Source organism: Rhizobium sp. rho-13.1, from assembly GCF_007000305.1.
Taxonomy (GTDB): domain Bacteria; phylum Pseudomonadota; class Alphaproteobacteria; order Rhizobiales; family Rhizobiaceae; genus Rhizobium; species Rhizobium rhododendri.
Map to the genome: position 1 here is coordinate 117,109 of NZ_SCFL01000003.1, position 15,093 is coordinate 132,201.

Consider the following 15,093-nt stretch of genomic DNA (forward strand, 5'->3'; position numbering starts at 1 on the left):
GTAGATTGACGTCTCTCCTGCTGCTGCGAAACGACGTGGCCGTCCCTAAAAGCTTCCCCAATTCAAAGTTTGCCCCATCAACCGATCTTTAGATCGATCGGCTCCTGCAGGTGGCGCGCGACGTAATCCTGTATCTGGCGAACGATCTGGGCGGCGTGATCGATGGCCAGCCTGTCGGCGCGCTCGACATCGCCCGTCTCGATGGCGGCAATCATCTCCTCGTGCTCATCGACATACTGGCGGGGCAGACGATCGTCGAAGGTGGAATAATAGAGCCTGAGGATGCGCCGGCCCTCGTCGAGCAGCCGGGCAAAGAAATTGGTATAGTAGGCATTTCCGCCGAGTTCGGCGATCGCTACGTGAAATTCCCGATTGGCCTCAATCATCGCAAAGGCATCGCGCGCCTCGACGGCAGCGGCGAACTGCTGCTGATGGGCACGGATTTTCGCCATGGCTGCAGGTTTGCCACGCAGCGCAGCCCCACGGGTGGTGACGCGGTACATCAGCGCCAGCGCTTCGAAATATGTCGGCAGCGTTGCAAAATCTATGGTGGCGACGATGGTGTTACGGTTCGGCAGCGTCGTAACAAAGCCATCGGCTGCCAGGCGCAGAAGCGCTTCGCGGATGGGTGTGCGCGACATCTTGAAGCGCTCGGACAATCGTACCTCATCAAGCGGACTGCCGGGAGCCAGCACCATGGCTAGAATTTCACCGCGCAGCGCGGCATAGACGCTCTGCGTGCCGGAACCGCGCACGCGCGTCGTTTCCTCGCTGTCGTCTGTCTCGGTCTTTGCCATCAAGGCCTCGATTTTATGTTCAGGGTCTGGAGCGACATATAGCGGGCAACTGATTGCAATGCCAATTGCGTCCACTGATCATGCGTGATTTCGTTACTGCTGCGGCGTGGCGAGCGGCACTTCGAGAATTTCTCGGTTGCACGAAAACTGGGTCGAATTTTTCACAGGAAGCATGTTGGAGAGAACGCCCCCCTTTGTCGGGGCTGTCATCGACCCTATGATCGCGCAGCGGCGCCATACGGCAGCTGTGTTCGTTACGCGGAGGGATGTCATGGGGTCTGAAATTGTTCAGCAAAAGGGACTGGTGGCTTATCGATGACGACTGGAAAAAAGCATATCGTCCTCAATGCCTTCACCATGAACTCGGTGGGTCATATCAACCATGGCCTGTGGACCCATCCGCGCGACCGGTCCGTCGAGTATAAGACGTTGGACCATTGGACATCGCTCGCCAAGACCCTGGAGCGCGGCCTGTTCGATGGGGTCTTCCTGGCCGATATCCTTGGCGTCTATGACGTCTACGATAGCTCTGTGGACCTGACGCTGCGCGAAGCGATCCAGTTGCCGCTCAACGATCCTTCGCTGCTGATATCCGGCATGGCTGCGGTCACCAGGAATCTGGGGTTCGGGGTGACGGTCAACGTCAATGCCGAGGCGCCCTATCTTTTCGCGCGCCGTATGTCGACGCTCGACCATCTCACCGGCGGGCGGATCGGCTGGAATATCGTCACCGGTTATCTCGACAGCGCTGCGCGGGCGCTCGGCCAGGACGCTCAAGCAGCTCACGACTCACGCTACGACAGCGCGGACGACTACCTCGAGGTACTCTACAAGCTCTGGGAAGGCAGCTGGGCCGACGACGCAGTCCGGGCAGACCGCGAAGCCCGCATCTACGCCGATCCGTCAAAAGTGCATGCCGTCAGCCACGCCGGGCCTTTTTACCAGATGAGCGGCTATCATCTCAGCGAGCCGTCGATCCAGCGGACGCCTGTCATCTACCAGGCAGGGACGTCGGGGCGAGGGCGGCAATTTGCGATCCGTCATGCCGAATGCGTTTTCATCACCGCGACCGACAAGGCGGCTGCACGCAAGACGTCGCGCCTGCTGCGAGAGGAACTGGTGGCAGCCGGGCGACGCGCCAACGACATCAAGATCCTTGTCGGCATCACGGTCGTTGCCGAACGCACATCAAAGGCGGCTCAGGAAAAATATGCGGACTATCTGCGCTATGCCAACCCGGAGGCCGGTCTGGCGCATTTTTCGGCAAGCACCGGCATCGATTTTTCCCGCTATGGGCTGGATGAAAACATTGCCTATGGCGGCCCGTCCAATGCCAGCCAATCTGCGGCGCAGGTTGCCCAGCAACGCGGCTGGACGAGACGGCAGTTGCTCGCTGAAATGACAATTGGCGGACGCTATCCGACCATCGTCGGTGATGGATCGGAGGTTGCCGACGAACTCCAGGACTGGATCGTCGAAGGTGAGATCGACGGCTTCAACCTGACGCGGACGGTGATGCCGGAGAGCTACGAGGATTTCATCGAATACGTGGTGCCGGCGCTGCAGGATCGCGGCATCTACAAGACGGAATACGCGGAAGGATCGTTGCGAAACAGGCTGTTCGGCGAGGGCAACCGCCTTCCATCGCGGCACGCGGGGGCGTCTTTTCGAAGCCTGTAATCAGCAAACCGATATACAAAAAAGGCCGGAAGAAGATCATCCTTCCGGCCTTTTCGATTTTGTATGATGTTAAGCCCTTAGGCGGCTTCGTGGGTGGTGTGTGCCTTGCGGACTTCTTCGTCCGTGAGGATGCCGCTGGCCCGCAGCAGGGCTGCGAAGCGGCCGTTGCTCTTGCTCAGATCGTCGAAGCTGCCATTTTCCACGACCCGGCCATTTTCCAGGAAGAGGACGATATCGGCTTCGCGGACCGTCGAAAGGCGGTGGGCGATGATGAACGTCGTGCGGTTCTGGCGCAGGTTGTCGATGGCCGCCTTGACGCGGTTTTCTGTTTCAACATCCAGCGCGCTGGTGGCTTCGTCGAGGACCAGGATAGGTGCGTCCTTGAGGATGGCGCGGGCGATGGCAATCCGCTGGCGTTCGCCGCCGGAGAGCTTGTTGCCGCGTTCGCCCACCCGGGTGTCGTAGCCGTCGTCGCGTGTCTCGATGAAGTCGGCGGCAGCAGCAGCATTGGCGGCTTCCATGACTTGCTCGATCGTCGCATCTTCACGGCCCAGGCGAATGTTGTCGCTGATCGAGCGGTTCAGCAGACCGGCATCCTGGAAGACCGTCGCAATGCTGCGGCGCAGCGACTTGCGGGTGACCTTGGAGATATCCGTGCCGTCGACGAGGATCTGGCCGACCTGTGGGTCGAAGACGCGCTGGAGCAGGTTGACGAGCGTCGTCTTGCCGGCGCCGGTTGGGCCGACGATTGCAACCGTCTGGCCAGCCTTTACCGTGAAGTTGACGTCGTGCAGGCCCTGCGAGCTTTCGCCACCGAAGCCGAACGAGACGTTGCGGAACTCGACATCACCCTTGACGTCCTTGATCTCGGCCAGGCCTGCTGCTTCTTCACGCTCACGGACGGAGTCTTCCAGGGCGTAGAAGTCGACCAGCTTGGCACGGGCTTCGAAGATCTGCGTGGCGAACATGCGCATCTGGTCGAGACGGCCGATCAAGAGGTTGGCAAAGCCGATGAAGGCAATGACGTCGCCGACGCGCAGGCTACCGGCCTGGACCAGGGTGGTGCCGATGATCAGGATGATCATCATGGCAATGGTCGAGGCCATGCGGTTCAGGGCGCTGGCAAGTGCCCACCAGTCGAGAACAGGATACTGGGCAGCCAGCAGACGGTCGGCAAATGCCTTCAGCGAACGGGTTTCAGCTTCGATGCGGTTGTAGCTGTGCAGCACGGAGACGTTGCTGATCGAGTCGCTGACATGCGAAAATACCGTGTGATAGTGATCTTCGACAGAAGCCTGACCATCCTTGGTGCGGCTCATGACGACACGGCCGATCAGCCAATATGCAACGCCGAGCACGCCGAGCACTGCAGAAAGACGGATGTCCATCGAGATCGCGGTCGGGATGAGCAGAGCCAGTGCGACGACCGTCGACAGGTGGTTGCGCATGAATTCCAGCCACAGGCCGAACAGCGTTTCGCAGGCACGCAGCAGGGTGTGCAGGGCAGCGGACGTGCCGTGCTTGCTGTGCCACGACAGCGGCATGGAAATGATGCGACCAAAAGCTTCGGTCAGCAGCGTGGCGCGGCGGCCGTGCGCCAGGCGGTCGGCTTCACGCGCGACCACCACGAAGGCGATCGTGTTGAATACGGCGAAGGCGCCCCACATGATGAGGATCGGCTGAACCGGTGCCTTGGAAGACATTGCATCGATGATCTTGCCGAACAGGATTGGCTCAACGATGGTGATTGCGGCAAGCACGATGTTTGCGAGCACGACAAAAGAAACGCGGAGCCGGTAGGCGGCAAGATATTGCAAAGCTCTTGCGTAAACTCTTAAAAGCGACACGTCGATACCTCTTGTGCATCTGCGAATTCCGATGTTGTGAGCTTTACGATTTGCTACCTGAACCGGCGATTAACGAATCCTGACAAGGCGTTATCGGCACCATTTTCGTCGCTTTGGACCACTCCGCGACCAGCGATAAACCGGTTCTCCGAGGTCCCTCCATTCGGTCAGTCTTGCTGTTTTGCAGGCCCTCTCGCCCGGCATGACTTACCTTTGATCGATACGCGAAAATTCGCGGGTGACGCCTCCCGCATTTCCTGCAAAAATGAGGGGGTTAATTGCATGGGCTAAGTGTTGTTACCGCGCCTGACGATGGCGGCGCGGCTGCCGCACCCGGGCGCCAGGGGGTATTTGTGAATATTAATTGCCTACTTCAACTGCTGGTTATTTTCGAGGAGTGCCGCACTGTAGAAGCCGTCGTTACCGAACTGGAACGCGTGGTTCATTCTTACAAATTTGCCTATTATGGTTTGCTTAAGCAGCCGAAACCAAGCGCCGATCCCATGAGTCTCGTGCTGGCCGGCAAGTGGCCCGATAAATGGGCGCCGCTCTACATCGCCAAGAAATACGTGCTGATCGACCCAACCGTCCGCTATCTGGCGCGCGCCCAGCGCCCATTTCGCTGGCGAGATACCATTGCCGTATTTCGCGCCGATCCGCATCGCCGGCGGATGGAGCAGATGATGATGGATGCCCGGAATCACGGAATGCTGGACGGCTACATCTTTCCCATCCACGGGCGTAACGGCTTGCTCGGCACGATGACGCTCGGTGGCGACGTTATTGATCTTTCGCCGATCGAGATCAGCCTTTTCAATGCCGTCGCCTCCAATGCCTTCTGGAAAATCCTCGAGTTGCGGAACGAAGCCGAAGCGCTCGAGCGAGGCCTGGAGGTCGATATCCAGATGACGCGGCGGGAAATGGAGATTCTCAACTATCTCGCAGAAGGTCTGACCTCGATGGAGATCAGCAAACTGCTCAAGATCTCCAATCATACTGTCGACTGGTACATGAATGGCATCCAGGACAAGATGAAGGCCAAAAACCGCCAGAACATCGTCGCTTTAGCTTTCCGGTATGGCTTAATCGTCTAATCAAGAAATTTGATTTGCAGGCTCGCGGGGAAATTGAACTTCTTGTGACAAGGCGCTAAGAATTTTCTTCGCGGGTGCAACATGCCCGTTTCGACCCCGAGGAGATCGCCTTGCCCATTTCCAAAATCCTGGTTGCAAACCGTTCAGAGATCGCGATCCGCGTATTCCGCGCCGCCAACGAACTAGGCATTAAGACGGTGGCCATCTGGGCCGAGGAGGACAAGCTCGCGCTGCACCGCTTCAAGGCTGACGAGAGCTACCAGGTCGGCCGCGGCCCGCATCTTGCCCGTGATCTAGGCCCCATCGAAAGCTATCTGTCGATCGAGGAAATCATTCGCGTCGCCAAGATGTCCGGTGCTGATGCCATCCATCCAGGCTACGGCCTGCTGTCGGAAAGCCCGGAATTTGTCGATGCCTGTAAAGAGGCCGGGATCATCTTCATCGGCCCGACAGGCGATACCATGCGGCGCCTCGGCAACAAGGTCGCCGCCCGCAACCTCGCCATCGAGATCGGCGTGCCCGTCGTGCCGGCGACCGCGCCGCTGCCCGAAGACATGGCCGAAGTCGCCCGGATGGCCGATAGCATCGGTTATCCGATCATGCTCAAGGCCTCCTGGGGCGGCGGCGGGCGTGGCATGCGCACTATCCGCGACCCCAAGGATCTGGCCAAGGAAGTCACCGAGGCCAAGCGCGAGGCGATGGCCGCATTCGGCAAGGACGAGGTCTATCTCGAAAAGCTGGTCGAGCGGGCCCGCCATGTCGAAAGCCAGATCCTTGGCGATACCCATGGCAATGCGGTGCATCTGTTCGAGCGCGACTGCTCGGTGCAGCGGCGCAACCAGAAAGTCGTCGAACGTGCTCCGGCGCCTTATCTTACCTCGGAGCAGCGCCAGGAGCTGGCTACCTATTCGCTGAAGATTGCCAACGCCACCGGCTATGTCGGCGCCGGCACGGTCGAATATCTGATGGATATGGACACCGGCAAATTCTACTTCATCGAAGTCAATCCGCGCATTCAGGTCGAGCATACCGTCACCGAAGTCGTCACCGGCATCGATATCGTCAAAGCGCAGATCCACATCCTCGACGGCTTTGCCATCGGCACGCCTGGCTCGGGCGTTCCGGCGCAAAAGGACATCCGGCTGAACGGCCATGCCCTGCAGTGCCGCATCACGACGGAAGATCCAGAGCATAACTTCATTCCGGATTATGGCCGGATCACTGCCTACCGGCAGGCATCCGGCTTCGGCATTCGTCTCGACGGCGGCACTGCCTATGCCGGCGGCGTCGTGACCCGCTTCTACGATCCGCTGCTGGAAAAGGTGACCGCCTGGGCGCCCTCGCCGGATGAGGCCATCGCGCGCATGGATCGCGCTCTTCGCGAATTCCGTATTCGCGGCGTTGCGACCAACCTGACCTTCCTCGAAGCCATCATCACCCACCCTAAATTCCGCGACAATACGTACACGACGCGTTTCATCGACACGACGCCGGAGTTGTTCCAGCAGGTCAAGCGTCAGGACCGCGCCACCAAGCTTCTTACTTATCTGGCTGATGTCACCGTCAACGGACACCCCGAAGCGCGTGGCCGTCCCGCGCCGTCCGACAATATCGCCAAGCCTGTCCTCCCCTATATCGACGCCAAGATCCCTGACGGCACCAAGCAGAGGCTGGACCAGCTCGGTCCGAAGAAGTTCGGCGAATGGATGCGCAACGAAAAGCGCGTGTTGGTCACCGACACCACAATGCGCGACGGTCACCAGTCGCTGCTCGCCACCCGCATGCGGACCTTCGACATCGCGCAGGTGGCCGGCACCTACGCCCGGGCGCTGCCGGAACTGCTTTCGCTAGAATGCTGGGGCGGCGCCACATTCGACGTGTCGATGCGCTTCCTGACCGAGGATCCCTGGGAACGGCTGGCTTCGGTCCGCGAGCGCGCGCCGAACCTGCTGCTGCAGATGCTTCTGCGCGGCGCCAACGGGGTCGGCTACAAGAACTATCCGGACAATGTCGTCAAATACTTTGTTCGCCAGGCGGCCAAGGGCGGCATCGACTTGTTCCGCGTTTTCGACTGCCTGAACTGGGTGGAGAACATGCGCGTCTCCATGGACGCGATCATCGAAGAGAACAAGCTCTGCGAAGCGGCGATCTGCTACACCGGCGATATCCTGAATTCCGCACGGCCGAAATACGATCTGAAATATTACGCGGATCTAGCCGTCGAGCTGGAAAAGGCCGGCGCTCATATCATTGCGCTGAAGGACATGGCGGGCCTCTTGAAGCCTGCGGCGGCCACGGTGCTGTTCAAGGCGTTGCGCGAGGCCACCAGCCTGCCGATCCATTTCCACACGCACGACACGTCGGGTATCGCCGCCGCAACGGTGCTGGCGGCCGTCGATGCGGGGGTCGATGCTATCGATGCGGCCATGGATGCGCTGTCGGGCAATACCTCGCAGCCGTGCCTTGGCTCCATCGTCGAAGCGCTGCGCGGTTCCGAGCGTGATCCTGGTCTCGATCCCGAATGGATCCGCCGTATATCTTTCTATTGGGAGGCGGTGCGCCATCAGTACTCGGCATTCGAGAGCGACCTGAAGGGGCCGGCCTCGGAGGTCTACCTGCACGAGATGCCGGGCGGCCAGTTCACCAATCTCAAGGAACAGGCGCGCTCGCTAGGTCTGGAAAGCCGCTGGCATCAGGTCGCCCAGACCTATGCCGACGTCAACCAGATGTTCGGCGATATCGTCAAGGTGACGCCGTCCTCCAAGGTGGTTGGCGACATGGCGCTGCTGATGGTCAGTCAAGACCTGACCGTTGCCGACGTGATCAACCCGGCCAAGGATGTTTCGTTTCCGGAATCGGTCGTCTCGATGCTGAAGGGCGATCTCGGACAGCCGCCCGGCGGCTGGCCGGAGGCGTTGCAGAAGAAGGCGCTGAAGGGCGAAAAGCCCTACACAGTTCGCCCCGGCTCCCTGCTGGAAGCGGCCGACCTCGATGCCGAGCGTGCGGCGATCGAGACCAAGATCGAGCGCAAGGTCAATGATTTCGAGTTTGCCTCGTACCTGATGTACCCGAAGGTCTTCACCGATTTCGCGCTGGCGCATGACACTTACGGTCCGGTTTCGGCCCTTCCGACGCCCGCTTATTTCTATGGCCTTCCCGAAGGCGAAGAGCTGTTTGCCGAGATCGAGAAGGGCAAGACCCTTGTTATTCTCAACCAGGCGATGACCGGTACCGACGAGAAGGGCATGGTCACTGTATTCTTCGAGCTCAACGGTCAGCCACGTCATATCAAGGTGCCTGACCGCGTGCATGGCGCCGCCGGCGGAGCGGTGCGCCGCAAGGCCGAAACAGGCAATGCCACTCAGGTCGGCGCGCCGATGCCAGGCGTCATCTCGCGCGTCTTCGTGACGGCGGGACAGGCGATCAAGGCTGGTGACGTCCTCGTTTCGATCGAGGCGATGAAGATGGAGACGGCGCTGCACGCCGAAGCCGATGGCACCATTGCCGAAGTGCTGGTCAATGCCGGCGACCAGATCGACGCCAAGGACCTGCTGGTCGTCTACAAGGCCTGATCCTGATAGATGCATTGCAATCGATACAAAGGCGGCCCGCAGGGGTCGCCTTTTTCATTGGCAACTAAATCTGGATCAAACGAGCAAATTGCTTCCGGTTACGCCGCGAGATCAAACGTGAATTTGCCACAGGCGATCAGCGCTTGCGAATTCAATCGATTTAAATAGGGTGGGGGCTGATTTGCTGGGGAGAGAATCGGTGGAGACGACTGAAATTTTGAGTGGCGCAAAGACGCCTTGGCTGACACGGACGCGCGTGGCTGTATCGTTGTTGTTCCTGTTGAACGGCTTTGTCGTCGGATGCTGGGCGCCGAAAATTCCGGAATTTGCCGAACGCCTGCAACTGAGCAAGTTCGAACTCGGACTGATGATCCTGTTCTTCGGCATCGGGTCTCTGGTGATGATGCCGGTGGCGGGTGCCCAGATCGCCGGACGCGGTTCGAAGTTCGTCGCCAAGGTCACGGCGGTCCTGCTTCTGCCGATGCTGATCATCCTGTCGCTGGTTCCCGATGTCTGGACGGGCGCCATCGCTCTCTTTCTGTTCGGCGGGTTCGTTGGCGCCATGGACGTGGCGATGAATGCGAATGCTGTCGTGGTGGAAAAATCCATGCGCCGTGCCATCATGTCGTCCTGCCATGCCTTCTGGAGCCTTGGCGGCCTCATCGGTTCAGGCATCGGTGGCTATCTCATCGGCCATTGGGGTGTGCTTGCGCATGCGGAGGTGGCGACTGGTCTCGCCATCCTCTTCCTGGTGGCAGCGTGGCCGATCATCTTCAGCGATCAGCCGCATCCAGGCGAAGTCAAGCAAAAGGCAAAGTTGCCGATGACGCCGCTGCCATGGCTGCTGGGGGTGATCGCGCTCTTCTGCATGGTTCCCGAGGGCGCCGTTCTCGATTGGGGGGCGCTTTATCTTCGCCAGGAATTCGCTGCCACGCCAACGCTGTCCGGCTTTGCCTTCGCCGCATTCTCGCTGACCATGTCCATCATGCGCTTTGCCGGCGACGCGGTGCGCGACAGGTTCGGCGCCGTTAACACGCTGCGGGTGAGCACGGTGATTGCCATCGTCGGCATGCTGATAGCCGCCCTGTCGCCGAATGCCGGACTGGCGATCCTCGGCTTCGCGCTTTGCGGCGTCGGTATTTCCAACATGGTGCCGATTGCCTTTTCGGCTGGCGGCAACATTCCCGGCTTGCAGCCTGGCATCGGCATTTCAGTGGTCACGACGCTCGGCTATTCCGGCATGCTGGTAGCGCCCTCGGCAATCGGCTTTGCCGCCGAGCATATCGGCTTTTCGGCGGTCTTCATGATGTTGCCGCTGCTGCTGCTCATCGTGCTCGCGTTTTCCGGCCTTGCCCGCTATGCCGACAATGGAGAGCAGTCCGGCCATTGAGGCGTAAGCCGGGAAATGTGATACCTTATATGGTTGACAAGGCGGACGCGGTACTCCACCTGAAAGCCCTATTATCCTTGAGCCAACACGAGCTTTTCATGTCTTCACCGACCGAATTCGATCCGAAACCCCGTCGCGCCAGCGTTGCCGTCGATGTCGGCGGCGTCATTGTCGGCGGCGGCGCGCCCGTCGTCGTGCAGTCGATGACCAACACCGATACCGCTGATATCGACGGCACGGTGGCGCAAGTGGCAGCGCTCTTCAAGGCGGGTTCGGAGATGGTGCGGATCACCGTCGACCGCGACGAAAGTGCGGCCGCAGTGCCGCGCATTCGCGATCGTCTGCTGCGCCTCGGGCTCGATGTGCCGCTGATCGGCGATTTTCACTATATCGGCCACAAATTGCTGGCCGATCATCCGGATTGCGCCGAGGCGCTGGCCAAGTACCGGATCAATCCTGGCAATGTCGGCTTCAAGGACAAGAAGGACAAGCAGTTCGCCGAGATCGTCGAGATGGCGATCCGCTATTCCAAGCCTGTCCGTATCGGCGTCAACTGGGGATCGCTGGATCAGGATCTTCTCACCGCACTGATGGACAAGAACCAGGCCGAAGGCTTCCCGCTATCGGCACGGCAGGTGACGCGCGAAGCGATCGTGCAGTCGGCGCTGATTTCAGCGCAGCTTGCCGAGGAGATCGGCCTGCCGCGCAATCGGATTATTCTTTCGGCCAAGGTCAGCCAGGTTCAGGATCTGATTGCTGTCTATTCAATGCTCTCCGAGCGCTCCGACCACGCACTGCATCTCGGTCTCACAGAAGCCGGCATGGGCAGCAAGGGCATCGTCGCCTCGTCGGCTGCCATGGGCTACGTCCTGCAGCACGGCATCGGCGACACCATCCGCGTGTCACTGACGCCGGAGCCGAATGGCGATCGGACGCGCGAAGTCCAGGTGGCGCAGGAACTGCTGCAGGTCATGGGTTTCCGCCAGTTCGTGCCCGTTGTTGCCGCCTGTCCGGGCTGCGGTCGCACGACGTCGACGGTTTTCCAGGAACTGGCGCAGAACATTCAGAACGACCTGCGCAAGAACATGCCGGTCTGGCGCGAGAAATATCCGGGCGTCGAAGCGCTCAACGTCGCGGTCATGGGCTGCATCGTCAACGGTCCCGGCGAAAGCAAGCATGCCGATATCGGTATCTCGCTTCCCGGCACCGGCGAAAGTCCTGCCGCTCCCGTCTTCATCGATGGACAGAAGGCGATGACGCTGCGTGGCCCGAACATCGCATCCGATTTCGAGGCGCTGGTTGCGGAATACATCGAAAAGCGCTTTGGCCAGAAAACCCTGGCCGCAGAATAGCGCCAGCGGCGTCAGCCTCAAATACGGCTGGCCAGCAGCTTCAGCCCGGCAAGGCAATAGAAGGTCGCCATCGCGCCCTCGATCCAGCGTCGAAGACTTTTGTAGACTTTCAGAGCATGCGGCGTTGAGAATATCACTGCATAGCTCATGAAGGTCGTGAACCCCATGATCATGCAGCCGCCGATAATCAGCGCCGCCACCGAGGTCGGCGCTCCCTGCGGCATGCCCAAGGTGATAATGGCCAGCCAAGCGAAGATCGCCTTGGGATTTGTGACGTGGATGCCGTAACCGCGCAGCAGCAGTGATCGGGCGCTATCCCGCCTGACCGTGCCGGCGGGCGGCATTTCGATTGAGGAGCGCATGGCGCGAAATGCCTTATAGGCAAGATACAGCAAATACAGACCGCCCAGGATCTTCAGGATCTCCAGCGCCGTGGCGTAGGTCTGGAGCAGGGTCGCAAGACCAAGCGCGGCGGCGCACGCCCAGGTCATCGAACCACCGAAGATACCAAGGGCGATCATCATGCCGGCCTTGCGGCCTTGAGTCATCGAGGTCGAAATAATGGCCATGATTGCCGGCCCCGGGCTCGCGGCAGCCACCAGATAGGCCGCATAGGCAGGCAGGATCTGGGGAAGGTAGGCAAACGCTTCATGCATGCGGTCATGCTCCCGGTTTCGAAAGTCAGGCGTCTCGATTTGCAATGCAAATCGCGGTCCGTTGCCTAATGACTGGGTTCAGCTCTTGCGGCTGGCAATAAAACGGGCGGCTTCGGCGAGGACGGCGGCCTTGTCTCCGTAGGGTTCCAGCAAGCCTGCAGCTTCCTGGACCTGACGTGCCAGATATTCCTCGCCCCAAGCGATGCCATGCAGCGCCACCAGCGTTCCCTTGCCACGGCCGGCGTCCTTGCCGGTGGCCTTTCCCATGGTTTCTGCATCGGCGGTGAGGTCGAGCAGATCGTCGGCCAGCTGGAAGGCGAGGCCGATCTTTTCACCGAAAGTCCGCAACCGCTGCCTGTCGTCTGTCGAGGCACCGGAAATAATGGCACCGGCTTCGCAGGCAAAGCGGATCAGGGCGCCGGTCTTCATGGCCTGCAGTGTCTTGATGCCCTGTTCGCCGGACGCCTGTTTTTCTGCGGCAAGGTCCAGCGCCTGTCCACCGGCCATGCCGCCGATGCCGGCAGCCCGTGAAAGGGCAAGGACGAGGTCGATCTTCCGGGCCGCAGGTAACGTCGTCTCGGGTGCGGCGACGATATCGAAGGCGTAGGTCAGCAGACTGTCACCGGCGAGAATGGCTGTCGCTTCGTCGAAGGCGATATGCACGGTCGGTTTGCCGCGCCTGACGTCGTCATTGTCCATCGCCGGCAAGTCGTCGTGTACTAGCGAGTAGCAATGGACGGCTTCAAGGGCGGCGCCGATGCGCAGTGCCGCGTCCGGATCGCCGCCAAGCAGCGCTGTCGTCTCGAGCACCAGGAATGGGCGAAGGCGCTTGCCGCCGTTGAGTACGCCGTGGCGCATTGCGGCCATCAGCCCTGATGGCCGGTCGATCTCGTCTGCAAGAGGCGTATCGTCGATGAGCGCTGCCAGCATCGCCTCCACCTTGAGGGCGCTGGCCTTGAGACGCTGTTCGAAGAGGGTGGTCGTGCTATCCATTGCCGCTGTTTGCCATGAGTGCCGGATACTCGCAACGAAATTGTCGGGAGAGATCTTTTGCCTGTCAGCCCCACTCTGGCCATTGCCGGAAGCAGGCGGTATGACGTTGAGGTAGAGGCGAGGACGGGCGTTCGGAATTGGACATATCGACGCAGAACGACGAGCAGGACGAGGTGCCTGAAGAACGGGACAGGCTGGCCTGGTTTTTCGGCCGTCCCATCTGGCAGCGCGTCGTCATCGGCCTCCTCGGTCTTCTGCTGCTGCCCTATGTGCTGATCTTTTTTTACGTCCTGCCCTTCGTCCATCCTGTCTCGAACCTGATGCTGCGCGATGTCGTGCTGTTGCGCGGTTACGATCGCCGCTGGGTGTCTTTCGAGCAGATCTCGCCGGTGCTGGTAAAATCGGTGATGGTCTCGGAAGATGGGCAGTTCTGCTCCCATGGGGGCGTCGACTGGAGTGAAATGGGGATGCTGGTGGCAGATACGCTGCACGGCCAATCAACCCGCGGCGGCAGCACCATTCCGATGCAGACGGTGAAGAACCTGTTTCTCTGGAACGGACGGTCGTTCGTGCGCAAGACCCTGGAGCTGCCGCTGGCAGTCACGGCTTCCATCGTCTGGTCGAAGCGGCGGATGATGGAGAATTACCTGAATGTCGCCGAATGGGGGCCTGGCATCTATGGCATCGAGGCCGCCGCCCAGCACCATTTCAAGGTGCCGGCCTCACGATTGACTGCCCGGCAGGCGGCACTGCTTGCTGTGTCGCTGCCAAATCCGATCGAGCGGGTTGCCAGCAAGCCTGGCCGTGGCCTCAGGCAACTGGCCGCGCTGATCCAGCGACGTGCACAGGGCGCCGGCGATTACATCAAATGCCTTTATGACTGACATCATAACTTGTGGCTCGACAGACTGTTGTCATCTGCCATTCTTGCGAGTGACTTAAGGGGCGGATTGTCTCCATCAACATACGGATGCCCCGATGAACGCCGCAAACCTGTCACCCGACCTGCTGTTCTATTCCAAGAGCCGCCATCCCGAGCCTTCCGTGCATCTGGGGCGGCGCTTTGATCTCTCCGGGACATTCCAGTATGAACCGGGCAATACGATCGTCTGCCATGTCGTCGAGGGATCCGAGACCCAGCAGGCGCTGATCGACGCGCGCGCCAAATATCTCGCCATGCCGGAAGCCGGACAATTCACCTTCACGGCGATGTCCAGCCTGCACATGACGCTCTTCCAGGGCATCATCGAACATCGCCGTGACCGGCAATTCTGGCCGGCGGACCTACCGACCGACATGCCGATCGACGAGATGACCGAGGTCATGGGTGAGCGGCTGAAGGCCTTTTCGATGCGCGATCCTTTCAAGGTCAGCGTCACCCGAGCCCGGCCGGCCGGGCTGCTGGTCGACGGCGCGACGGCAGAGGATCGACGCATCATGCGGGGGTGGCGCGATGCCTTTGCCGACCTCCTTGGCTATCGTCATCCGGACCACGATAGCTACGCATTTCACATCACTTTCGCCTATGTCATCGAGCGCCTGTCTGACGAAGCCCTGCCGCGCTGGCAGCAGTTGCTCGACGAGGTCGCCAGCGACGTTCTCGAACGCTGCCCGATCCTCGAGTTGAGGCCGCCGGCATTCTGCGCGTTCGATGACATGAACCATTTCGAAGAATTGTTGGTCTTTAACTTCAAGCCCTGAGACAGGATGGC

11 protein-coding genes are annotated in these 15,093 nt (G+C 60.3%); 7 read left to right on the forward strand and 4 right to left on the reverse strand.

The features are described 5' to 3' along the window. Positions 1-77 precede the first annotated feature (77 nt). The gene (locus EQW76_RS11795) at positions 78-797 is read right to left on the reverse strand and encodes a GntR family transcriptional regulator (protein WP_142824588.1); all 720 of its coding nucleotides are present in this window, start codon (positions 795-797) and stop codon (positions 78-80) included. Between the two features lie 315 nt (positions 798-1,112). On the opposite strand from EQW76_RS11795, the gene EQW76_RS11800 reads away from it, so the two are divergent. Beyond that, complete coding sequence (locus EQW76_RS11800) at positions 1,113-2,477, forward strand: LLM class flavin-dependent oxidoreductase (protein WP_142824589.1); 1,365 nt, start codon at positions 1,113-1,115, stop codon at positions 2,475-2,477. Between the two features lie 77 nt (positions 2,478-2,554). Here the strand turns inward: EQW76_RS11800 and EQW76_RS11805 are convergent, their stop codons facing one another. Next, positions 2,555-4,324, reverse strand: coding sequence for a glucan ABC transporter ATP-binding protein/ permease (locus tag EQW76_RS11805; protein ID WP_142824590.1), 1,770 nt, complete (start codon positions 4,322-4,324; stop codon positions 2,555-2,557). 353 nt (positions 4,325-4,677) lie between these two features. Here EQW76_RS11805 and EQW76_RS11810 point away from each other — a divergent pair, with 353 nt between their 5' ends. The 4 genes from EQW76_RS11810 to ispG all read left to right on the forward strand — a co-directional run bounded on the left by EQW76_RS11810 (position 4,678) and on the right by ispG (position 11,732). Beyond that, a complete protein-coding gene (locus tag EQW76_RS11810; RefSeq protein WP_142824591.1) occupies positions 4,678-5,418 on the forward strand; it encodes a LuxR family transcriptional regulator in 741 nt (246 codons plus the stop codon). Between the two features lie 110 nt (positions 5,419-5,528). Continuing rightward, entirely contained in the window at positions 5,529-8,990 is a 3,462-nt protein-coding gene (pyc, locus tag EQW76_RS11815) for a pyruvate carboxylase (RefSeq protein WP_142824592.1), read from the forward strand. Between the two features lie 199 nt (positions 8,991-9,189). Beyond that, positions 9,190-10,380 (forward strand): MFS transporter, encoded by a 1,191-nt coding sequence (locus EQW76_RS11820; protein ID WP_142824593.1) that lies wholly within the window; start codon positions 9,190-9,192, stop codon positions 10,378-10,380. 98 nt (positions 10,381-10,478) lie between these two features. Continuing rightward, positions 10,479-11,732 (forward strand): flavodoxin-dependent (E)-4-hydroxy-3-methylbut-2-enyl-diphosphate synthase, encoded by a 1,254-nt coding sequence (gene ispG / locus EQW76_RS11825; RefSeq protein WP_142824594.1) that lies wholly within the window; start codon positions 10,479-10,481, stop codon positions 11,730-11,732. Positions 11,733-11,749: 17 nt separating this feature from the next. Here ispG and EQW76_RS11830 read toward each other — a convergent pair whose 3' ends face one another. Together EQW76_RS11830 and EQW76_RS11835 are read right to left on the reverse strand one after the other, a co-directional pair. Next, a complete protein-coding gene (locus tag EQW76_RS11830; protein WP_142824595.1) occupies positions 11,750-12,388 on the reverse strand; it encodes a LysE family translocator in 639 nt (212 codons plus the stop codon). 78 nt (positions 12,389-12,466) lie between these two features. Further along, positions 12,467-13,381, reverse strand: coding sequence for a polyprenyl synthetase family protein (locus EQW76_RS11835; RefSeq protein WP_142824596.1), 915 nt, complete (start codon positions 13,379-13,381; stop codon positions 12,467-12,469). A gap of 173 nt (positions 13,382-13,554) precedes the next feature. Between EQW76_RS11835 and mtgA the strand changes: the two genes are divergently transcribed. Together mtgA and EQW76_RS11845 are read left to right on the forward strand one after the other, a co-directional pair. Continuing rightward, entirely contained in the window at positions 13,555-14,265 is a 711-nt protein-coding gene (gene mtgA / locus EQW76_RS11840) for a monofunctional biosynthetic peptidoglycan transglycosylase (protein WP_224127917.1), read from the forward strand. A gap of 94 nt (positions 14,266-14,359) precedes the next feature. Then, positions 14,360-15,082 (forward strand): DUF1868 domain-containing protein, encoded by a 723-nt coding sequence (locus tag EQW76_RS11845; RefSeq protein WP_142824598.1) that lies wholly within the window; start codon positions 14,360-14,362, stop codon positions 15,080-15,082. The last annotated feature ends 11 nt before the right edge of the window (positions 15,083-15,093 follow it).

Excerpts from the sequence above, each read along its gene's own strand:
- EQW76_RS11795 (WP_142824588.1), bottom strand. The coding sequence starts at position 797 with ATGGCAAAGACCGAGACAGACGACAGCGAGGAAACGACGCGCGTGCGC.
- EQW76_RS11800 (WP_142824589.1), top strand. The coding sequence starts at position 1,113 with ATGACGACTGGAAAAAAGCATATCGTCCTCAATGCCTTCACCATGAAC.
- ispG (WP_142824594.1), top strand. The coding sequence starts at position 10,479 with ATGTCTTCACCGACCGAATTCGATCCGAAACCCCGTCGCGCCAGCGTT.
- EQW76_RS11830 (WP_142824595.1), bottom strand. The coding sequence starts at position 12,388 with ATGCATGAAGCGTTTGCCTACCTTCCCCAGATCCTGCCTGCCTATGCG.
- EQW76_RS11835 (WP_142824596.1), bottom strand. The coding sequence starts at position 13,381 with ATGGATAGCACGACCACCCTCTTCGAACAGCGTCTCAAGGCCAGCGCC.
- EQW76_RS11845 (WP_142824598.1), top strand. The coding sequence starts at position 14,360 with ATGAACGCCGCAAACCTGTCACCCGACCTGCTGTTCTATTCCAAGAGC.